This window comes from Stenotrophomonas sp. YJH_SMC_12-1 (assembly GCF_059370935.1).
Genome location: NZ_JCAFUD010000007.1, coordinates 197,907 through 219,399, shown reverse-complemented (window position 1 = coordinate 219,399; position 21,493 = coordinate 197,907). Strand labels below are relative to the sequence as shown.

15 protein-coding genes are annotated in these 21,493 nt (G+C 68.8%); 8 read left to right on the top strand and 7 right to left on the bottom strand.

All coding sequences use genetic code 11. From position 1 onward, the window contains the following. The first annotated feature begins 53 nt into the window (after positions 1 to 53). Positions 54 to 833 (top strand): M48 family metallopeptidase, encoded by a 780-nt coding sequence (locus AC5P8Y_RS14545; protein WP_495202035.1) that lies wholly within the window; start codon positions 54 to 56, stop codon positions 831 to 833. A gap of 482 nt (positions 834 to 1,315) precedes the next feature. On the opposite strand, the gene AC5P8Y_RS14540 is transcribed toward AC5P8Y_RS14545, so the two are convergent. Then, on the bottom strand, positions 1,316 to 2,182 hold the full coding sequence (locus AC5P8Y_RS14540) for a methylglyoxal synthase (RefSeq protein WP_033834579.1): 867 nt from the start codon (positions 2,180 to 2,182) through the stop codon (positions 1,316 to 1,318). A 167-nt stretch (positions 2,183 to 2,349) separates the two neighbouring features. On the opposite strand from AC5P8Y_RS14540, the gene AC5P8Y_RS14535 reads away from it, so the two are divergent. Further along, positions 2,350 to 4,758 (top strand): response regulator, encoded by a 2,409-nt coding sequence (locus tag AC5P8Y_RS14535; protein WP_495202034.1) that lies wholly within the window; start codon positions 2,350 to 2,352, stop codon positions 4,756 to 4,758. Here the strand turns inward: AC5P8Y_RS14535 and AC5P8Y_RS14530 are convergent. From AC5P8Y_RS14530 to AC5P8Y_RS14520, 3 genes are all read right to left on the bottom strand, one after another. After that, complete coding sequence (locus AC5P8Y_RS14530) at positions 4,744 to 6,189, bottom strand: FAD-dependent oxidoreductase (protein WP_495202033.1); 1,446 nt, start codon at positions 6,187 to 6,189, stop codon at positions 4,744 to 4,746. The two genes, AC5P8Y_RS14535 and AC5P8Y_RS14530, sit on opposite strands and share 15 nt — an antisense overlap. A gap of 85 nt (positions 6,190 to 6,274) precedes the next feature. Beyond that, positions 6,275 to 10,729 carry a glutamate synthase large subunit gene (gene gltB / locus AC5P8Y_RS14525; protein WP_184013928.1) on the bottom strand — a complete coding sequence of 1,485 codons (4,455 nt, stop codon included), beginning with the start codon at positions 10,727 to 10,729 and terminating at the stop codon, positions 6,275 to 6,277. A 174-nt stretch (positions 10,730 to 10,903) separates the two neighbouring features. Further along, positions 10,904 to 11,293, bottom strand: coding sequence for an I78 family peptidase inhibitor (locus tag AC5P8Y_RS14520; RefSeq protein ID WP_005407509.1), 390 nt, complete (start codon positions 11,291 to 11,293; stop codon positions 10,904 to 10,906). 111 nt (positions 11,294 to 11,404) lie between these two features. On the opposite strand from AC5P8Y_RS14520, the gene AC5P8Y_RS14515 reads away from it, so the two are divergent. Continuing rightward, positions 11,405 to 12,460, top strand: a complete 1,056-nt coding sequence (locus tag AC5P8Y_RS14515; RefSeq protein ID WP_049402876.1) for a DNA topoisomerase IB — start codon at positions 11,405 to 11,407, stop codon at positions 12,458 to 12,460. On the opposite strand, the gene AC5P8Y_RS14510 is transcribed toward AC5P8Y_RS14515, so the two are convergent. Then, entirely contained in the window at positions 12,438 to 12,746 is a 309-nt protein-coding gene (locus AC5P8Y_RS14510; protein ID WP_005407511.1) for a putative periplasmic lipoprotein, read from the bottom strand. The two genes, AC5P8Y_RS14515 and AC5P8Y_RS14510, sit on opposite strands and share 23 nt — an antisense overlap. A 218-nt stretch (positions 12,747 to 12,964) precedes the next feature. On the opposite strand from AC5P8Y_RS14510, the gene AC5P8Y_RS14505 reads away from it, so the two are divergent. The 3 genes from AC5P8Y_RS14505 to AC5P8Y_RS14495 all read left to right on the top strand — a co-directional run bounded on the left by AC5P8Y_RS14505 (position 12,965) and on the right by AC5P8Y_RS14495 (position 16,438). Then, the gene (locus AC5P8Y_RS14505; RefSeq protein WP_049402875.1) at positions 12,965 to 14,083 is read left to right on the top strand and encodes an SDR family oxidoreductase; all 1,119 of its coding nucleotides are present in this window, start codon (positions 12,965 to 12,967) and stop codon (positions 14,081 to 14,083) included. 123 nt (positions 14,084 to 14,206) lie between these two features. Further along, on the top strand, positions 14,207 to 15,622 hold the full coding sequence (locus AC5P8Y_RS14500) for an XVIPCD domain-containing protein (protein ID WP_033834583.1): 1,416 nt from the start codon (positions 14,207 to 14,209) through the stop codon (positions 15,620 to 15,622). Between the two features lie 174 nt (positions 15,623 to 15,796). After that, positions 15,797 to 16,438, top strand: coding sequence for a hypothetical protein (locus AC5P8Y_RS14495; protein WP_229295605.1), 642 nt, complete (start codon positions 15,797 to 15,799; stop codon positions 16,436 to 16,438). On the opposite strand, the gene AC5P8Y_RS14490 is transcribed toward AC5P8Y_RS14495, so the two are convergent. Further along, positions 16,397 to 17,494, bottom strand: a complete 1,098-nt coding sequence (locus tag AC5P8Y_RS14490; protein WP_033834629.1) for a serine hydrolase domain-containing protein — start codon at positions 17,492 to 17,494, stop codon at positions 16,397 to 16,399. The genes AC5P8Y_RS14495 and AC5P8Y_RS14490 overlap by 42 nt on opposite strands. Before the next feature lie 191 nt (positions 17,495 to 17,685). Between AC5P8Y_RS14490 and AC5P8Y_RS14485 the strand changes: the two genes are divergently transcribed. Both AC5P8Y_RS14485 and AC5P8Y_RS14480 read left to right on the top strand, forming a co-directional pair. Further along, on the top strand, positions 17,686 to 18,072 hold the full coding sequence (locus AC5P8Y_RS14485) for a BlaI/MecI/CopY family transcriptional regulator (RefSeq protein WP_019661969.1): 387 nt from the start codon (positions 17,686 to 17,688) through the stop codon (positions 18,070 to 18,072). A gap of 3 nt (positions 18,073 to 18,075) precedes the next feature. Continuing rightward, positions 18,076 to 20,064 carry a M56 family metallopeptidase gene (locus AC5P8Y_RS14480; RefSeq protein ID WP_164227157.1) on the top strand — a complete coding sequence of 663 codons (1,989 nt, stop codon included), beginning with the start codon at positions 18,076 to 18,078 and terminating at the stop codon, positions 20,062 to 20,064. Positions 20,065 to 20,131: 67 nt separating this feature from the next. Here the strand turns inward: AC5P8Y_RS14480 and AC5P8Y_RS14475 are convergent, their stop codons facing one another. Continuing rightward, positions 20,132 to 21,412, bottom strand: coding sequence for an SGNH/GDSL hydrolase family protein (locus tag AC5P8Y_RS14475; protein ID WP_181454334.1), 1,281 nt, complete (start codon positions 21,410 to 21,412; stop codon positions 20,132 to 20,134). Positions 21,413 to 21,493: the final 81 nt, after the last annotated feature.

Here is a 21,493-nt window from a genome sequence, read left to right as displayed (position 1 = left end):
AGCCCGACGGCCGCCGGTCATCCGGCGGCCCGAAGCGGCGCTATGCTGGGCGCATGAGCCGTCTGCTGCGCCGCCTGATCAGCCCGACCCCGCCCGCCACCGTACAGCGCGACACTGTTCGCCTGCGCCTGGAGGATGCCGAGATCGAGGTACTGCGCGTGCGTGATCCGCGTGCGCGCCGGATCAAGCTGAGCGTGGACGAACGCGGTGCACGCCTGACCCTGCCGCCGCGCGCAAGCCTGGTGATGGGCGAACGCTTCCTGGAACAGCACCGCGACTGGCTGGCACTGCAGCTGCGCCAGTACCAGGGCCAGGACCTGCCGGCACCGCTGCAGCCGGGCGAAGACGGCGTGCTGCCCCTGCGCGGCGAACTGTTGCCGCTGCGCTGGCAGGAAGGCCGCTACGCGCGCCTGGAGATCGACGCACACGGCGCCTGCGTGCAGTGGCCGACACGTGGTGGTGACGCCACCCTGCGTCGCCTGCTGCGCGAATTCTACGAAGCACAGACCCGCGCCGACGTCGGCCGCTGGCTGCCGAAGTACCTGCCCACACTGCCGCGCGCACCCAGCCGCCTGCGATTGAAGGTGATGTCCTCGCAATGGGGCTCGCTCGCCCCCGATGGCAGCATGGCCCTGGACCTGGCCCTGGTGCTCGGTCGTCCGGAAGCGTTCGAGTACGTGCTGGTGCACGAACTCTGCCACCTGATCCAGCCCAACCACTCGCCCGCGTTCTGGCACGAAGTGGAACAACGCTTCCCCGCCTGGCGCGAACAGCGCGATTACTTCCAGCTCGAAGGGCGCCGACTGAAGGCGATGCTGCGGCAACTGCTGTAGCGCCAGCGCTACAGCAGTTGCCCACGCATTCTTCCTCTACCCCCGCCTTCGGCGCGCCCCTTCAACAGAAGGGGCTTCACTCCAGAGCGTGTGCTGAGCGGTCGAGCAAGCCCGATGCTGCGCAAAGAATGGGCATTCCCCACCATGGCAACGCGCCATGGAGCGCGCGCAGCGCGCGACCCGCGCCTGCTCTTCTTTTCTTTCTTCCGTGGTGGGCACACCGGAATCGGTCCGTGGCCGGGCGGGGTGGGTTGCGCAGGGGCGTGAGCCGCATGGATGCGGCGACCGAGCTTACAGGGGTGAAGGCGCTTTGCTTGCGAAGCACTGCTTCGCAAGCGCCTGAACGCACAGCCGCCAGCGGCTGGGCCGGGCCCCGGAGGGGTACTTGCAGCGACCCCTGCGCAATCCACCCCGCCCGGCCAAGCACGGCTTTGCCTTCGGATGCCACCCACCACGAGGGACTCAGCCGTTGGCCGAAATCCTCACCTCGCCCGCAACGCCGCCGCCGCCGCCCAGCGCGCCGCCACCCGCGGCGCCGTAATGCACACCGCCTGGTCGGTCACCGTCGTCACCGCGCGCTCCAGCAGCTGGATATCCGCCTCATGCTGGCGCGCCACGTGCGGATCCTCGAAGAAGATCGCGCGCTGGCAGCGCCCTTCCAGTACCCGGTCGGCAATCTGCGCATCGCCGCCCATCGGGCCGCTCTGGTAGCGCGTCACCCAGGGCGTATCGCTGGGCCAGCCACGGCTCCACGCCAGCTCGTTCAAGCGCTGGCCGGTGGTTCCGGTTGCCACCCGCTCACCGAACCGCGCCAGCACATCGAAGTGCTCATCGGCGAAGGCCAGCATCGCCGGCTTCATCGCGTCGTGCGCGATCAGCGCCAGCGTCTGTCCTTCGAACGCATGCAGGTCGTCGGCGCCAGCATCGGCAACCAGTCCGGCATGGATGCGTTCCACCTCGATCCAGTCGCGCGCGGTGGCCACGGTGGAAATGAAAGGCTTGCCGTGGATCACGCACTGCCGCTTCAGCGCCGTGGCTTCCGGAAACACCGAGGATGGATCGACCGGATCGATCAGGTAGACCGCGCCATCCAGTGTCCGATCCGGCCCCATGCCAACCACCTCGGCCACCAGCTTCATCAAGCCACCCTCGCGACCGTAGGGGTAGCGATGCAGGCCCGCGTATCCGGTCAGGAAGCCCTGACGCTGTATCGCGTCATGGGTGCGGCCGACCGCGTGCAGCGACACGCCCAGCTCGCGCAGGCCGGGTTCGCTGACGCGCAGCCAGCGGAACAGGGCGGCGCGCGCGTCGTGGTGATGGAGACGGTTGGCAGCCAGGCCGATGCGCATCGAATGCTCCGCAGAGACGGGTGAAAGCGGCAGTGTATGTCGCCATTCACCTATCTTGGCGTTTCTACAACTTTCTTCATTGCGCCCCGTCCACGCGCCGCTAGCGTAAGAGGCAGCGGTACCGCTGCGCGGCCGTTCATTCCGCCCGCCAGAAGAGGATGCCCATCGTGAACGCCGCTGGCCTGCGTGCCGCCACCGCGGTCGTGGCCGGCCTGCTGTTGCCTGCCCTGGCCGCCGCTGCGGATTGCAGGACGCCGCTGCGCATTGCCTGGCCCGCCGACCGCGCGCCGTTGTCCTCCAGCGAGCAGGGCCAGCCGCGCGGGCTCAGCGCGCAGTACCTGAAGCTGCTGGGCGCGCAGCGACCACTGCAGATGCAGCCATTGCCAACCGCCGCCATCGCGGAGGGAACGGTGCCGCCCGACGTCCAGGCACTGCTGGGCTGGTCGCGCTCGCAGTTGCCGACGGGGTGGGTGGCCAGTGCGCCCTACGTGCAGCTGCCACAGGTCATCGTGCGGCGCCGGGATGCATCGCCGGTGCTGGGTCTGGAGGCGTTGCGCGGAGGCACCGTGGCCAGTCCCGACCCGCTGTCGCTGGTCGGGGCGCTGACCGAACAGGCATCTGGCGTGCAGCTGTTGCCCCCCGCCCCCATCGACGACGCCCTGTCACTGCTGGGCACGGGCCTGGTCGATGCCGTGGTCGCCAATCTTGGAGAGGTCGAGGCCGCGTTGCGCCACTATCGGGGCGAGCCGCTGGTAATCGCTGCGCCGGCCGGAATCGACGACGCGCCGGTGCTGGCCACCGTGCCCGCCTGCGCCGACGTCATCCCGGTGTTCGAGCGGGCCGTGTCGCAGCTGACCGCGAACGAACGCGAGGCGATCCGCACGGCCTGGCTGCCGAACCAGCCGCGACACCCGCCCCCTACGTCCCCCCTGCGCTGGCTGGTGCCGGCCTCGCTGACCCTGCTGGCGCTCATGCTGGTGTACGCCTTCGGCTATTGGCGCGTGCATCGCGAGAGCGAGCGTCGCCGCGTGGCTGCGCAACGCCTGCAGGAGGTGACCTCGAACCTGCCAGCGGTGGTCTATCAGGCGCGTCGCTCTGCCACCGGCCACTACAGCTTTTCCCAGATCGCAGGCGACGTGCAGGCGTTGTTCGGAATCAGCGTGGAAACCGCCCTGATCGATCATCAGCGCCTGCTGGCAGCGGTTCATCCCGATGATCGCTCGCGGCTGATGGACACCGTCGACGCCGCTGCCCTGGCGCGGGGCCCGATCGATGTCACCTTCCGCACGCGCTCGCCACTAGGCTGGCGCTGGGTCCACTCGCATGGACGGCCGCTGTCCCTGGACAGCGGCGACGTCGAGTGGAGTGGCTACTGGATCGACGTAAGCGGAGTGCAGGCGCGCACCCATGCGCTGGCCGAGGCGCGCCGTGCGGCCGAGCAGGCAGCGCTGGCCAAGGCCCACTTCCTGGCAACCATGAGCCACGAGATCCGTACGCCGATGAGCACCCTGCTGGGCATGCTCGAGCGGTTGGAGGACAGCGATCTGGATCATCGCCAGCAACAGGTCCTGGTGACCGTGGGTGATGCTGCCCAGATGCTGCGGCAGATCCTGGACGACGTGCTGCACAGCCAACGGCTGCAGGCACTGCCGCTGCAGCTGCGACCCACGAGCTTGGCGGCACTGGTGCGCGCGGTGCAGCAGTTGCTGATGCCGGTGGCGGCCAGCCGGGGCCTGCATCTGCGGATCCAACTTGATCCGGAATTGCAGGCCGGATCGCTGGCCGACGGCCTGCGCCTGCGCCAGATCCTGTTCAACCTTGCCGGCAACGCGCTCAAGTTCACCGAGCATGGCGGCGTGGATCTGCAGGTGCAGGTGCTGCAGCAGCACGATCGCGGCCAACGTCTTCGCCTGCAGGTCAGTGACAGCGGGGTGGGCATCAGCCCGGAACGGCAACAGGCGGTGTTCGCTGCCTACACCCAGGCCGAGGCATCGACAACGCGCCGTTTCGGCGGCAGCGGCCTGGGCCTGGCGATCTGCCGTGAACTGGCTGCATCGATGAAAGCAGAACTGTGCCTGCGCAGCGCGCCAGGCAAGGGCACCACCGTGTGGCTGGAACTGGATCTGGACGCCTGTGAGTTGCCTGCCGAGGCATTGCCGCTTCCGGCAGAGGCGGCGCGGCCACTGTCGTCGGCGCGGGTGCTGGTAGCTGAAGATCACCCCACCAACCTGCATCTGCTGGAGCAGCGCCTGCATGATCTGGGTCTGCAGGTGCACGCCTGCACCGATGGTCGCCAGGCCTTCGAGGCCTGGCAGGCGCGGGCGTTCGACCTGGTCATCACCGACTGCCACATGCCGCACATGGATGGCTTTGCCTTGGCACGGGCCATCCGCGCCGACGCCTGCGCGGTTCGCGCGCAGGTCCCGATCATCGCGCTCACGGCCAGCGCGCTGGATCGCACCCGCGAGGCCTGCCGCGAAGCGGGCATCGATCATTTCCTGGCCAAGCCGGTGGCGGCGCAGGAACTGCGGGGCTTGCTGGCCGTGCTGCTGGCGCCGGAATCAGTGCGCCAGTAGGCGGATGATGCTGGCGGCGGCGTCGCGGCCTTCGGCCACGGCGGTCACCACCAGGTCGGCGCCACGCACTGCGTCACCGCCGGCGAACAGGCGCGGGTGCGCGGTCTGGAATGGCAGGCGGTCCTTGCCGCCAGCCACGATGCGGCCGTTGGACCGGCCTTCCACGCCGTGCTCGGCCAGCCACGCCGGCACGGTTGGCGAGAAGCCGAAGGCGATGATCACCACGTCGGCCTCCAGCAGCGATTCGCTGCCGTCGATCGGCACCGCATTCTGGCGGCCATTGGCATCGGGCTCACCCAGCCGGGTTTCGACCACGGTCACGCCGATCACCTCATCGTCGGCGCCGGCTTCGATCGACAGCGGCTGGCGGTTGAACAGGAAGCGCACGCCTTCCTCGCGCGCATTGGCCACTTCGCGCGCGCTGCCGGGCATGTTGGCTTCGTCGCGGCGGTAGGCACAGGTGACCTTGGCCGCGCCCAGCCGCACCGCGCTGCGCACGCAGTCCATGCCGGTATCACCGCCGCCCAGCACCACCACGCGCTTGCCGTTGAGGTCGGGCAGGGCGATGCTGTCTTCCCAGCCGGCAATCGGCCGGCCCTTCGGATCATCGCCGCCGACGATGCGGCTGTTCTGCACCAGGAACGGCAGTGCCGGCAGCACGCCCTTCAGGTCCTGGCCGTCGAGGCCACCGTCGGTATAGCGGTAGGCACCGGTACCGACGAACACCGCATCGTGGCTGTCCAGCAGCTGCTGCACGCTGAGGTCACGGCCGATCTCCACACCGAGGCGGAACTGCACGCCCATGCCCTCGAGCACTTCGCGGCGGCGGTGGATCACATCCTTGTCCAGCTTGAAGCTGGGAATGCCGAACTGCAGCAGGCCGCCGATCTGCTCGTAGCGGTCGTAGACCACGGCGGCAATGCCGGCGCGCGCCAGACGGTCGGCACAGGCCAGCCCGGCCGGGCCGGCGCCGATCACCGCCACGCTGTGGCCGGTCGGCTGCACCGCGCCCAGGTCCGGGCGCCAGCCCGTGGCCAGCGCGGTATCAACGATGTACTTCTCGACCGCGCCGATGGTGACTGCGCCGAATTCCTCCAGTGTGCAGCTGCCTTCGCACAGCCGGTCCTGCGGGCAGACCCGGCCGCACACTTCCGGCAGCGGGTTGGTGCTGTGGCACAGCGTGGCCGCTTCGTGGATGCGGTTTTCCTGCACCAGCTGCAGCCACTGTGGAATGGCGTTGTGCACCGGGCACTTCCAGCTGCAGTAGGGGTTGCCGCAGTCCAGGCAGCGACCAGCCTGGTACTGGGCATCTTCCTTACCGAACTTGCCGTACAACTCACCCCAGTCGCCGGACGTGCGCAGTTCCACCGGAATGCGCTGCGGCATGCTGCGGGGCAGGTCGAGGAACTGGAAGGCGTGCTTGCGGCTCATGGCGGGCTCTGTGGTGTTTTGCGGTTGCCGGCCAGCGGCCGGCACTACGTGGTCCTGGGTTGCCGGCCAGCGGCCGGCACTACCGTTACGCGGCGCGTCGCAGGGTTTCGGTCAGCGACTCGATGCTGGCGGCCTTCGGTTTGACCAGCCAGAACTTGCCGATGTAATCGCGGAACTCGTCCAGGATCTGCTGCGCCCAGATGCTGCCGGTCAGCTCGCGGTGGCGGCCGATCAGGCGGTGCAGGTGCTGGCGGTAGTTCTCGAAGCCCTCGGCGGAGACGCGATGGATGTCGATCAGCTCGTGGTTGTAGCGGTCGACGAAATCGCGGTCGACGTCCAGCACGTAGGCCAGGCCACCGGTGAAGCCGGCACCGAAGTTCAGGCCGACCTTGCCCAGTACCAGCACCACGCCATCGGTCATGTACTCGCAGCAGTGGTCACCGGCACCTTCCACCACCGCCAGCGCGCCGGAATTGCGTACCGCGAAACGCTCGCCGGCGCGGCCAGCGGCGAACAGCTCGCCGCCGGTGGCGCCGTACAGGCAGGTGTTGCCGATGATCGCGGTGCTGCGCGCTTCGAAGCGCGCGCCACGCGGCGGGCGCACCACCAGACGGCCGCCGGCCATGCCCTTGCCGACGTAGTCGTTGGCTTCGCCTTCCACTTCCAGATGCAGGCCGCCCACGTTGAACGCGCCGAAGCTCTGCCCGGCGCTGCCACGGAAGCGCAGTTCCAGCGGCGCCTCGGCCATGCCCTGGTTGCCGTGCGCGCGCGCCACCGCACCGGCCAGTCGGGTGCCGATGCTGCGGTCGGTGTTGTGGATCAGGAAGCGATGCTCGCCGCCGCGCTTGTGCTCGATGGCCGGCGCCAGCAGGCCATCCATCTGCGTGGCCAGGCTGTCCGGCGATTCGTACAGGCGCTGGGCGGCGCAGTGGCTGCCCTCGTAACGGGCATCGGCCAGCAGGCGCGACAGGTCCACGCGCACGCCGTCACGCGGCGCAGCCTCGATCTGCCGCAACAGGTCGGTACGGCCGACGATCTCTTCCAGCGAACGTGCACCCAGGTACGCCAGCCAGCCGCGCACTTCCTCGGCCAGCAGGCGGAAGAAGTTCTCCACGCGTTCGGGCTGGCCGGTGAAGTGGTTCTCGCGCAGGCGCTCGTCCTGGGTGGCCACGCCGGTGGCGCAGTTGTTGAGGTGGCAGATGCGCAGGTACTTGCAGCCCAGCACGATCATCGGCGCGGTGCCGAAGCCGAAGCTGTCCGCGCCCAGCAGCGCGGCCTTGACCACGTCCAGGCCGGTCTTCAGGCCACCATCGGTCTGCAGCAGGGTGCGCCCGCGCAGGTCGTTGGCCAGCAGCGCCTGGTGCGCTTCGGCCACGCCCAGCTCCCACGGCACGCCGGCATAGCGGATCGAGCTGACCGGCGAGGCTCCGGTGCCACCGTCATGGCCGGAGATGGTGATCAGGTCGGCACCGGCCTTCACCACGCCGGCGGCGATCGTACCCACGCCGGCATGGCTGACCAGCTTCACCGACACCAGCGCGGTCGGGTTGACCTGCTTGAGATCGTAGATCAGCTGCGCCAGGTCCTCGATCGAATAGATGTCGTGGTGTGGCGGCGGCGAGATCAGGCCGATCCCGGGCCGGGCATAGCGCAGGCGCGCGATCAGTTCGTTCACCTTGTGGCCCGGCAGCTGGCCGCCCTCGCCGGGCTTGGCGCCCTGCGCGACCTTGATCTGCAGCACTTCGGCGTTGACCAGGTATTCGGCGGTGACGCCGAAGCGGCCCGAGGCGACCTGCTTGATCTTGCTGCGCTTTGCGGTGCCATAGCGGGCGGGATCCTCGCCGCCTTCGCCGGAATTGCTGCGGCCGCCGAGGCGGTTCATGGCAATGGCCAATGCTTCATGTGCTTCCGGCGACAGTGCGCCCAGGCTGATCGCCGCAGTATCGAAGCGCGGGAACAGGGTACTGGCCGGAGCCACCTCTTCCAGCGCTACCGGCGTGGCCGCCGGCACCAGTTCCAGCAGGTCGCGCAGCGCCGACGGCGGCCGTGCGTGCACGGCATCGCAGTACTGCTGCCAGGCACGCGGGTCACCGCTGCGCGCCGCGCGCTGCAGGGTGGTGACCACGTCCGGGTTGTACATGTGGTACTCGCCGCCGTGCACGTACTTCAGCAGGCCGCCCACGTCCACGTCCTGCTGCGCGTCCCAGGCCTGCACGCACAGCTCGCGTGCGTCGGCATCCAGGCGCGCGAAGCCAGCACCACCGATGCGCGAGGCGGTATCCGGGAAGCACAGGTCCACCACTTCCGGTTCCAGGCCGATGATCTCGAACAGCTGCGCGCCGCGGTAGCTGGCCACGGTACAGATGCCCATCTTCGAGATGATCTTCGACAGGCCCTTGTAGACACCCTTGCGGTAGCGGCGGCCGATCTGCGACTGCTCACCGCCCTTGCTCAGCTTGAGGATGCCGCGGCGGCCCAGGTCGAACAGGGTCTGGTAGGCCAGGTACGGGTATACCGCGGTGGCACCGAAGCCGAGCAGGCAGGCCATGTGGTGCGGGTCGCGCGCGGTGCCGGTCTCGACGATGAGATTCACGTCGCAGCGCAGGCCCAGCCGCGACAGGTGGTGATGGATGGCACTGGTGGCCAGCAGCGCATGCACCATCGGCCGACCGGCCACCGGGTAGCGGTCGGACAGCAGCAGCATCACCATGCCATCGCGCGCGGCCTGTTCGGCCTCGGCACAGATGCGCTCGATGCCGGCGCGCAGGCCCTCGTCCTCGCTGTAGGACAGGTCGAGTAGGCGGTTGGCCTGCACGTACTGCTCCATCTTCAGCAGCTGGCGCAGCTTGCGCTGGCTCAGCACCGGCGAGTTGAGGATGACGTGGTTCACCGTCTCCGGGCCGGCATGGAAGATGTTGGTCTCCTTGCCGAGCTGGGTGGACAGGGACATCGCGCAGTCTTCGCGCAGCGGATCGATCGGCGGGTTGGTGACCTGCGCGAAGGCCTGGCGGAAATAGTCGTACAGCGGGCGGCTGCGCTGGCTCAGCACGGCTATCGGCGTGTCGTCGCCCATCGAGCCGGTGGCTTCCTGCTCGGTCTCGGCCAGCGGCCGCAGCACCTGCTCCACTTCCTCGCTGCTGAGCTGGTAGAGCTTGTGGTAGCTGCGCAGGGTGGCTTCGTCGAAGGGTTCCTCCACCAGCGAGGGATCGATCAGCTCGGTCTGCAGGTAGGTGACGCCCTGCTGCAGCCACTGCTTGTACGGCGCACGGCCACGGTTGATGCGGTCCACCGCGTCGGAGTCGAGCAGGTCGCCGCGCTTGAGGTCGATGGCGACCATCTCGCCGGGGCCGAGCTTGCCCTTGCGCACCACGCGCTCGGTTGGCACTTCCCAGACGCCGGCCTCGGAGGCGACCAGGAAGTGGCGGTCGGCGGTCAGCATCCAGCGCGCCGGGCGCAGGCCGTTGCGGTCCAGCGTACACACCGCATAGCGGCTGTCGCAGGCGACGATGCCGGCCGGGCCATCCCACGGCTCGCTGTTCAGGCCGTGGAACTCGTAGAACGCGGCCAGGTCCGGGTCCTTGAACTCCAGCGACTGGGTGGCCGGCGGCACCAGGATGCGCAGCGCCTGGATCAGCTCCATGCCACCGGCGACCATCAGCTCCAGCATGTTGTCCAGGCTCTGCGAGTCCGAGCCGTGCATGGAGATCACCGGGTCGAATTCGGCGATGTCAAAGCGCGGCGTCTTCCACACCTTGCTGCGCGCCTGCGCCCAGCGGCGATTGCCTTCGATGGTGTTGATCTCGCCGTTGTGGGCGAGCATGCGGAACGGGTGGGCGAGCGGCCAGCGCGGCAGCGTGTTGGTCGAGAAGCGCTGGTGGAACACGATCGCGCTGGAGGCCAGCTCGCGGCGCTGCAGGTCCGGGAAGAAGCGGCTGAGCTTGTCCGGCAGCACCATGCCCTTGTAGCTGATCGCATCCGGGGTGAGGGTGGCGACGTAGAAGTCGGCGTGTTCGCGCAGTTGCTGTTCGCTGCGGCGACGGGCCAGGAACAGCGCCAGTGCGAAGCCGGCATCATCCTGGCCAACCCCGGCATCGACGAACACCTGCTCGATGCGCGGCAGCGTGTCGCGCGCCAGTTGGCCGCAGACGCTGTCGTCGGTCGGTACCTCGCGCCAGCCGGCGACCTTGCAGCCCACCGCTTCCACCTGCGCCTGCAGCTGCGCGCGGCAGGCCTGCGCCGCGTCGGCGTCGTGCGGCAGGAACACCAGGCCGGCGGCGAAGCGCGCGGCGACGGCAATGCCGGCCTCACTCGCCAGCAGTTTCAGGAACGCATCGGGGCGGCGCAGCAGCAGGCCGCAGCCATCACCGGTCAGGCCATCGGCGGCGACACCGCCACGGTGGGTCATGCGCGAAAGCGCGGCGATGGCGGTATCAACCAACAGGCGCGATGGTTGATCGTCGAGCTGGGCGACCATGCCAAAGCCACAGGCATCGCGCTCGGAGCGCGGGTCGTAAAGCCCTTGGCGGTTGCGGGGGGCCATCTCTACCTCGATGCGTATAGGGTTGGCGGCGACACTCGTCCCCGCTCATTCCCTGGAGCGCATCGTGAGGCCACCGGATGCCTCGACTAGATCACAGGTTGCTGCAACGCCGCAATACACGGTTGCAGGTGCAACGGAACGCGCCGGCAACCCAGTGCCGGCGCGGGGCGGGACTCAGCCGCAACGCACGCCGCTGACGGCGCCCTTGTCGTCCACTTCGATGTTCAGGCGGTCGCCGAGGAACTCCATCGTGGCCACATCATTGGGCTTGAGCACGCGCACCTGGCTGGCACCTGCATCTTCCTGTGCCTGCTTGCCGAGGGCATCGGTGTAGGCCTGGCCGACCAGGCTCTGTACCTGGCTGGCATCGCAGGTGCCGACCGGCGGAGCCTCGGTAGCCTTGCCGGCGTCGTCGGCCGGCGCCTTGGCTGCTTCGGCGGCCTGCTGGGCGTGGGCGGTGGCCGAATCCTGTTCATCCAGCGCCGGTGCCTGGCAGGCGGTCAGGGCCAGCACGGCCGGCAGCAACAGGGCGGAGAGCGAACGGGCGCGAATCGGGAACGACATCATGACTCCGGAAGGGGTTGTGAAGACCCGAGCATAGCGGCGAACCGGCCCTCACGTGTTTGTCTTGTGTTATCGACAGGATCGCGGCATGGCGACGGCGACACTGGAGACATGCCAACTCCCTCCACCCCCGAACGACAGGCAGCGCGCGCGGCCGGCCTGCGCTATGTCGACGACACCCAGCCGGGCATCAGCCGGCGCCGCGCCGGCAAGGGCTTCAGCTACCGCGATGCTGATGGCCACGCGATACGCGACGCCACCACCCTGCAACGCATCCGCGCACTGGCGATCCCACCGGCCTACACCGCGGTGTGGATCTGCGCCCATGCCAACGGCCACCTGCAGGCCACCGGTCGTGATGCGCGCGGTCGCAAGCAGTACCGTTACCACCCCGATTGGGCCCGGGAGCGCGATGCCGGCAAGTTCGACCGCATCATCGCCTTTGGCGAGGCGTTGCCTACGCTGCGGCGGCGGCTGTCGCGGGATCTCAAGCGCCCCGGTTTCCCGAAGGAGAAGGTGCTGGCCATGGTGGTCGCACTGTTGGCGGACACGCTGGTGCGGGTCGGCAATGAGACCTATGCGCAGCAGAACCGTTCGTTCGGACTGACCACACTGCGAAACCGGCATCTGGAGCTGCTGCGCGGTGGCCGCGTGCGCATGCGCTTCCGTGGCAAGTCCGGGCAGCTGCAGGAGGTCACCGTGGGCGACCGCAGGCTGGGGCTGCTGGTGCGGCGCCTGCAGCAGCTGCCGGGGCAGGCCCTGTTCCAGTACCGCGATGACGACGGTGCGCTGCAGCCGGTCGACTCCGGCGCGGTGAACGACTACCTGCGCGAGGTGATGGGCGAGGACTTCACTGCCAAGGATTTCCGCACCTGGGGCGGGACGGTTGCGGCGGTGCAGGCGTTCGCCGCCACCGAACTGCCGGAACCGGCCAGCCAGCGCGCACTGTCGCAGGCGCAGCGCGCGGTGGTGTGCGAAGTGGCGTCGCTGTTGGGCAATACCCCGGCGGTATGCCGCAAGGCCTATATCGACCCCTGCGTGTTCGCCGGCTGGGAGCGCGGCGAACTGGCCACGCTGGCCGGCCTGCGTGGGCCGCGCCAGTGGGAACAGGCGACCCTGCGCGTGCTGCGCAGGGCGCGCCGGCTCAGCCGCAGTAGATCGCGGTGATGTTGTTGGTACGGCCCTTTTCGATGGTCAGGCGGTCGCCGCCTTCGCTGGCCGGCGGCACCCGCGGGCCGTCGTGGCGCAGCACCCGTACGTGCAGGCTGTCGCTGTCCACCCGTGCGCGTGCGACGGTGGCGTCCGACGCGGCCAGGCCAAGTGCGCCGCGCACCCTGTCGCTGTGGCACTGGCCGGAAATCACACCGTCGATCGGCTGTACCTGGGCCACCGGTGTGCTGCTGCAGGCGGCGAGGGCAAAGCAGACGGCGGCGGTGGCGATGGCGTGTTTCATGAAGGCGTTCCTTGTGTGATTGCGTGCAGGGTGCGACGGCGCACGTGGTGGCGGAATGAATGCCGTGCACATCATGGACACGGCGCACTCACTGCCGCCAACAGCAGGGGTGGAGACACTGCAGGAGCGGCGGATGCCGCCCCCGGTACTGCGGCGCATGCGCCCGGTAGTGCCGGCCGCTGGCCGGCAATCCCATTCCCCCCCCCGAGGAGACCTGCATGGCCACCACCAGGAAAACCCCCGCCCGCCGCAAAGCCTCACCCAAGGTGCGCAAAGGCAGCACTGCAACCAGGACCATCGCCGACCCCGATCGCCCGCGCGTGGTGAAGACTGCAACCCGCAAGGCAGCCGCCAGCGATCCCCGCGCCGCCCGCGTTGCGGCACGGCAGCGGCGCCTGCAGGACCAGGAGAAGGCCAGGGACGCCCGTGCGGCCAAGAAGGCAACCAAGAAGGCAACAAAGAAGACCGCGACCCAGGCCGGAGCACGACGCCAGCCGGAGGCGATGCCGGCGCAGCAGCTGGCCAAGCCCGGGCACGAACACGAACTGGAGCTGGCGCCGCGTTTCCTTGCACCCGACTACACCGGCAGCGGCAAACTGCAGGGCATGCGTGCGATCGTCACCGGTGGCGATTCCGGCATCGGCCGCGCGGTGGCGGTGCTGTTCGCACGCGAAGGTGCCGACGTGGCCGTGCTGCACCTGGACGAGGCCGAGGACGCGGACATCACCCGCCAGCACGTGGAGCGCGAAGGCGGTCGCTGCGTGGTGATCGCCGGTGACGTGCGCGATCCGCGCTTCTGCGACGAAGCGGTGAAGCAGGTGGCCAAGGCCTTCGGCGGCATCGATATCCTGGTCAACAACGCCGCGTTCCAGCTGCACTGCGAGCGGCTGGAAGACCTGGAAGACGCGCACCTGCAGGAGACCCTGCAGACCAACATCGGCGGGTACGTCCAGATGGCGCGCGCGGTGCTGCCGCATCTGGGCGAGGGCGCCAGCATCATCAACACCGGTTCGGAAACGGGAATCTTCGGCAGCAAGGCGCTGATCGATTACTCGGCGACCAAGGGCGCGATCCACGCGTTCACCAAATCGCTGGCCAGCCAGCTGCTGCCGCGCGGCATCCGGGTCAACTGCGTGGCGCCGGGGCCGGTATGGACGCCGCTCAACCCGGCCGACAAGCCGGCGCAGGACGTGGCGGAATTTGGCAAGGACAGCGACATGGGCCGGCCTGCACAGCCCGAGGAACTGTCGCCGGCCTACGTGTTCCTGGCCTCGCCGGCCTGTGCCAGTTACATCAGCGGGGTGATCCTGCCGGTGATGGGCGGGCCACGAGGGTGAACAGCACTACGGCGTGGCGTCTGCTGAACGGGGCTTCGCGCAGGCGTGTGGCGTGTGTCAACGGCTGCGCCGGTGCGGTGGGGTAGGCTGGACTCCCATACCGATCACGTTCAGGGAAAGATCATGCCGGAGATGGATATCAACGCAGCGGCCGATGAAGTCGTCGCCCTGTTGCGGCAGAACGATGCCCGTGGCGCGGCCGCCCGCCTGGAGGCCCTGCACAACGGCCAGCGTGCGGTGGTGCAGGAATCGCTGGATCGCTACATCGCGGCGCGGGGCGCCACCGAGCTTGAGGCGCTGCGACAGAGCGGTGGCGTATCCGCCACCGACGCGGCCACGGTCAACCCGATGCTGGATCGCCTGAGCGACGCGACGCGCCCACCGCGCATGCCCGACGCCGCGGAGACTGCGGGCCTGAGCCAGGCCCAGCAGTACGACGTGTATGGCAGCATCGTGGCCCAGCGCGGCAACGCCGCCGCGAACGATGCGATGGCCACGCAGGATCGCGTGGTGCTGGGGCTGCGCGACGAGAACCGCACCACCGAGGCGCGAGGACGTGGTGTCTACGACGACCGCATCGTGGTGCTGTGGAAGGATGCGCAGGGCCACGGCCATGTGCGCGAGTTCAACCAGGCCACGACAGAACCGACCGCCCAGTACGACGGACACGCCAAGACCACGCCACGCAGCCCTGGCTTCGGCAACGTGGCGCCGCGTACCAAGACCGAGGGCGAGGACGTCAACGGCGACCGGGTCAAGGATCTTGGACGGTTGGGCGAAGGCACCACCGAGATGCGCGCGACCACGCATCCGCGCAACGGCCATCCCGATGAGTTCGCGTTGCGCCCTTCGCAGGCGGCCATCACCGCCGGCGCTGGACGGGTGGAGCGCGACAGCAATGGTGATGGCTGGTTCGATGCGCGCGATACCCAGGGCGTGCAGGACCTCAACGACACCTTCAAGATCCATCGTGGCAGCCGGTCCAATACCGATTCGGCGGGCTGCCAGACCATCGGCGGCGGTGAGTACGACGACTTCGTGGCGACGGTACGCGGCACCCCCGGGCAGAACCGTTGGCAGTATGTGCTGACCTCGGTTGCGCCGGGCCAGGCGCGCGGGCTGGGACAGGACACACCGCTCGCGGCCAATGACGATCCCCGGCAGCCGCAGCATCGCGACCACGCCCTGCAGCAGCAGATCAGCACGCACCTGCAGGCCTTGGGCGGGCGCTACGCCGAGCACGCCGATGACTACAGCCTGGTGATGCTGCGCGAAGCGAAGGCCGCAGGCATCACCCGGGTCGACCAGATCGTGGCCAGCAATCCCAGTGGCGGCCGCGCTGCGGGTGAGACACTGTTCCTGGTGCAGGGCACTCCGGGCGACCCGGCGGCCGTGCGCGCAGGCGTCAACGCAGCCGAGGTGCGCGAGACTGCGGTGGAAACCAGCCTGCGCCAGCTGCAGCAGCAAGCGCGCGAACAGGGTGCACCCGTGCCCGCGCCGGCACAGCAGCACGAAACACCCGCGATGGGAGTACGTTGAAGGATGATCCGTCTACCCTTGATGTCCGGTTTGCCGTGGGTGTTGCTGCTGGCGTGCAGCGCATGTGCACCCGCCGGGGAGCACACCGTGCCGGTCGCACGCGCAGCGAAGCCTGAGGCGAAACCGGAGACCTTGCCTGCGCAGGCACGACCCACTGAACGCGGATTGCCTGCATTGCCGGAAGCTTCCGGCAGCGCCCATCCCGGCGGCCGCTACGCTGTGCTGCCCGAACCGGCCAGGCGGGTGCTGGCGCAGTTGAAGTGCAACGTGGAGAGTGCCGGCAATGCGCAGGTGCTTTCCATTCCCGCGCAGGGTGGCCAGCAGGATTTCATGGTCACCGATCGCAGCGGTCCGCGTTTCCGCTACTGGATGCGCTCGTTCTCCAGCAGTGGCGGTACCACCGGGTATCTCGTGCAGCTGCAGGACTGCCCAGCAACCACCACGGGCATGCGCGCCTACATCGCACAGGGAGCCGCACCGCTGCAGGATGTCACCGCGTCGTTGCTGGCGCAGGCCGAGCTGCCTGATGCGGCGACGATGACGGCTTACCAGGACAGGGGCGCGGGCGATCTGTTCGCCTTCATCGCGCAGCTGGACAAGGTACCGGTGGTGCGCTGGGTGGCCGAAGCCGACCCTGAGCAGCCATTAGCCGACGATGCGCGCAGCTTCGACCATGGCAATGCCATCCACGGCGGTTTCCTGCGCTGGAACCAGGATCACTTCGAAGTGGCCAGGACCGTGCCGGCCGGGCTATGGCCCTGCGATGACAGCCCGTTATTGCCGTGCAGGGGCGACCCGTTCGTGACTGGGCGTTGAGGCATCGCGCGCATAGAAATCGGCAATGCGTGGAATGAACTGCTGCGGATTGGCACCGACAAGATTGGTCAGCACCACCACCGCCACGCCGCGCTCGGGATAGACCACGAACGCCGAGCGCGCACCGCCGATACCGGCCACCTGAAGGTCGGGCGATGCGCGCAGTACCGGCCAGCCCCCCGCCCACGGGCCGGCACGGCCATCCGCCAGGCGCTCTGCGCTCCACATCCGCCGCAGGGCGGTCTCCGGCAGCAGGCGGCCTTCGATCAGCGCGACCAGCCAGCGCGCGGTGTCGTCGGCGGTGGTGAGGATGCCGCCACCGGCCCACAGCGAAGGCGGTATGTCGTAGAACCAGTGCGACAGGCGGGACGGTGCATCCGCAGCGTCGGTGGCACGCGGGGCCAGGCTGTACATCGTCGCCGCATCGGGAATCAGGTCGTAGCTGTCGCCGAAGGTGGTGCGGGCCATGCGCGCGCTGCTGAACTGGCCGGTGGCGAGGAAACGTTCGTAGGGCATGCCGGATTGCTTCGCGATGATTCGTGCCAGCAGTACGTAGTTGGTCTGGTTGTAGGCGAAGCGCTGCCCGGGTTCGGCTTCGAGCGGCTGCGCAGTGACGGCCGCCCACGCCTGCGCTTCTGAGCCACCGCCCAGCAGTCCCTTCGCATCAAGGATGTCGGGAAGGCCGGAGGTATGCGCCAGCAGCTGGTGTACGCGTACGTCTCTCCACGCTGGCGGAAGGCCATCCAGGTAGCGCGAGGCCGGTGCGTCCAGATCCAGCTGCCCCTGCTGGGCCAGTTGCGCGGCCGCCACGCCGGTGAACGCCTTGGTGGCCGAATTGAGCGGGAAGCGGGTGTCGCGCGAGGCAAGCACACCGTTCTCCACGTTGGCCAGCCCGTAGGCCTCGGACAACACCGTCTGCCCGTCCTTGACCACCGCGATCTGCAATCCCGGGATGCGCTGCTCCAGCATGATCTGGCGGATCAGGCGGCGGGTCTGGTCGTTGGCCTGGTCCTGGCTGGCAGAGACGGCGGCGAAGGGCAGTGCACTGATGAGCATGAGCAGGACTCGGAGCATTGGGCGGGACATGCGGAATTCCAGCGGGGCGTTGCGGATCGGATGCAGCGGGCGGGTCAAAGGTTTAAGCGCTCGGTGGTGCCTACCGTTCGTCGGCCCATGACTTCCGGGGGGTTGACTACAGTTGTCGTCAAGCTGACAGTGACGACACGTGTAGTCAAGGGAGTGGTGTCATGCGTGGCAAGACCATCGGGGACCAGGAACTGGCCCTGCTGCAGTACATCGATGAACATGCGCCGGCCAGCGTCGGCGAGGTCGCCAGTGGCTACGGCGAGGCCCGCGGCCTGGCCCGTTCCACCGTGCTGACGATGATGGAGCGGCTGCGGGCGAAGGGGTATCTTCAGCGCCGGCAGCAGGACGGCGTCTACCGCTACCAGGCCACCCGTGGCCCGCAGAGCGTGCTGCAGGGTGCCGTGGCCCAGTTCGTCGACAACACCCTGCAGGGCTCGGTGTCGCCGTTCGTGGCCTACCTGTCGCAGCGCCAGCAGGTCAGCGACAACGAACTGGCCGAGCTGGAAGCGCTGGTCGCCCAACTCCAATCGCGTCGCCACGAGGGCTGAGCCATGGACACCACGATGCTGATTCCGATGCTGGAACGGTTGGGCTGGACCAGCCTGCAGACCGTGCTGCTGGTGGCGCTGGTGTACGGCCTGTGCCGCGCGCTGCCGTCGCTGTCGGCGGCGACCCGCTGCCGCCTGTGGTGGCTGGTCTCGCTGCAGGCCGTGCTCGGCCTGTTCTGGAGCCAGCCGTTGCAGTTGGCCTGGCTGCCGGCGCCGCAGGCGGTGGCGATGACCGCGACCGACGTGGCCGCTGACATCGTCTACCCGCTGGCCCCGGAGGCCTCTGCGCAGTTGCTGGCCGCGATGCCGCTGCCCACGGCCGATGTACCGGCAGTTGCATGGTGGGCGGTCGCACTGGCCGCGCTGTGGCTGTCCGGCGTGCTGGTGATGGCGCTGCGCACCTTCGGTGAGTGGCGCCGCTGCCGCGCACTGCTGGCTGCGGCGTATCCCTGCGAGGACGAGGCGCTGGTGCAGGCCCTGCAGCTGGCCTCCGACGCGCACGGCGTGCGCCCTGCGCCGCGGCTGTGGATGAGCGCGCAGGTGGACTCGCCGCAGCTGGTCGGGCCGTTCCGCCCGGTGCTGCTGCTGCCGGCCGGCGACAACGCCCTGCAGGGTGACGCGCTGGACCTGGCACTGACCCACGAACTGCAGCACCTGCAGCGCCGTGACCTGCAATGGGGCCTGCTGCCCGCGCTGGCCCAGCACCTGTTCTTCTTCCACCCGCTGCTGCGCCTGTCGGTGCGCGAATACGCCCAGGCCCGCGAGGAAGCAGTGGATGCGGCCGTGGTCGGCCAGCATGGCGCCAGCCGCCAGGCCTATGGCCGCCTGTTGCTGCAGCTGGGCGTGGCAGCGCAGCCGCATCTGGGCGTGGCCAGTGCCGCACCGAGCACCACCAGCCTCAAGCGTCGCCTGCTTTCGCTGCAGTCGCACCGGTCCTGCCCGCGTCTGCTGGCGATGGCGTTGACCGCCGTCGTGGTGGTGGTGGGCGTGGCGCCGATGCGGCTGGTCGCAGCGCCGGTGCCGCCGGCACCGCCTGCGCCTCCGGCCGCACCGAAGGTTGCTGTGCCGCGGCCGCCGAAGGCCCCGGAAGCGCCGCCCGCACCAGCCTCGGCCGCGCGCGTTCCGGCCGAGCCGGTGGCTCCCGCACCGCCCGCAGAACCGGCCGATATGGAAGAACCCTCCGGTCCTGACGATGCCGATGTGGCCGATGTCGACGATGCCGCTGGCATGGATGAGGACCATGACGGCACGACCACCACCTCCTCCATCACGACCTACGGTCGCCTCGATCTGGGCAAGTCGCCCCGGGAGGCCTTCGTGCTGGTCGATGGTGATTCGACCTTCGCCAACGGCGGCATGGACGACGTGATGGTGGCCCGCCGGCAGCTCGGCAAGGGCCCGGCGCTGTGGTTCCGCCAGGGCGACAAGCGCTATGTGGTGCGCGACCCGATGTTGATCCAGTCGCTGCAGCGCGCCTATGCCGGTGCGGCGGACCTTGGTCGCCAGCAGAGCGAACTGGGCCGCCAGCAGAGTGCGCTGGACCGCCAGCAGGGCGACCTGGGCAAGCAGATGGGTGAGATGGGGCGTCTGCAGGGTGAAGAGGCGCGCCGCCTGGCACTGGCCGCAGCGGAGGCCGCGCGCAGTGCGATGGCCGCGCATGACATCAACCGCGAAGCGGCGGCCGAAGCGGCGAAGGCGGCGCGGGGCGCGACCAACGACGCGGCGGTTGCACGTGAGGCCGCACGTGAGGCTGCCGCCGAGGCGCGTCGTGCGATGCAGGAAGTGGACAACGAAACCGCGCGTGCCAGCCGCACCCGCGCCATGCAGCGCCTGGCCAGCCAGCAGTCTGAACTGGCCAGCCGCCAGGCGGCGCTGGGCAGCCAACAGGCCGCGTTGGGCGAGCGCCAGGCACGCGTGCATGCGCAGGCATCGCAGCAGGCGCAGCAGGTGATCGCGCGCGCACTGGCCAGTGGCAAGGCCGACCGACTCTGATCGGTAGTGCCGGCCGCTGGCCGGCAATGGGGGGTGCCGGCAAGCGGCCGGCACTACCCTGGGGCAATCAGTGCTGCAGCCAGCGTATCGGGAACGCGTCCGCCATCGCTGCATAGCCGGCATCACTGGGATGCAGATGATCCCCGCTGTCATAGCTGGGACGCAGATGGGTCGGGCGCTGTGGATCGCGCATGATGCGATCGAAGTCGATGACACCATCGACGCCCTGTGCTGCCCTGATCCAATCGTTCACGGCTTGCCGCTTGGTTTCTCCGGCGGCGTCGAAGTAGCCTGATCCTCCATAGGGCAGCAACGTTCCAAGCATCACCCTGATCCCACGTTGCCGGGCTCGCTGCACCGACGTGCGCAGGGCGTCGATCAACTGCGCTGCAGACACCGCCTGCGGCGGATGCAGCTGGCCGATGCCGATATCGTTGATGCCCAGCAGCAGCACGGCATGGCTGGCACCGGACACCGCCAGCACATCGTGCCCGAAGCGCGACACGCCTGCTGGCCCGACTCCATCATGCAGCCAGCGATTGCCGGCAATGCCGCCATTGACTACGCTGACCTTGCGCAGGCCTGCACTGCGGACACGGTCATCAAGCAGGTTGGGCCAGCGGAAATTGCGATCCACTGTAGAGCCGGCACCATCGGTGATCGAGTCACCGAAGGCGACCATGACCACCGGCTTGCCGCCAGCTGCTGGTACCGCCGATGGCTGGTTTCCGGCAACGTCAATGGCGTCCAGCCAATAATAGGCCCGCATGGGGTCGGCGAAGCGCAGCAGGGCCGCGCCGACCTGGTTGCCGGGCGCGCGGTAGTTGGTCTGCAGGCCGACCGAATGCGTGGTGACCACCGGCGTCGGTGCCATGACGTACAGGCTGACGGACAGTTCCGTCTGGTCAGCCACATGCAGGTTGATCCGATCACTCCAGCGCTCTTCGCCGGGGGCGAGCGTCAAGCGTGCTGCACCACTGAAACGCAATGAGCGCTGCTTGTGGAGGACGATACCATCGGCGCCCATGCTTGGCGCAATACGGAGGTCCTCCAATGTGACCGGGGCCTTGCCGAACCGATTGGAGAAGCGAACGCGCAGTGTTTCTCCGCCGCGCGAAAGACGTACGGTCATGCGTACGGTCTGGTCGGCCAGGGTGACGGGTGGGGGCGGGGGAACGATGTTGTCCGGAAAGGTAACGCCGTAGTCCTGCTGGGCGGCGAACCAGGTGGCGGACCATGGGGGCCGGCCCTCTTGTGCCGCCAGCGGGGGGGCGGCCACGCACAGCAGAGTGGCGAACAGACAGCCCAACCACCGTCGATACGGTTTCCCGTTGCGGAACCTCGGCATACAGCACTCCTTGCAGTGTGGCTGGAAGCTTATCCCGCTGGCGCGGGTGGATACCCGGTGCCAGCGGGATCGGTAAGGAAC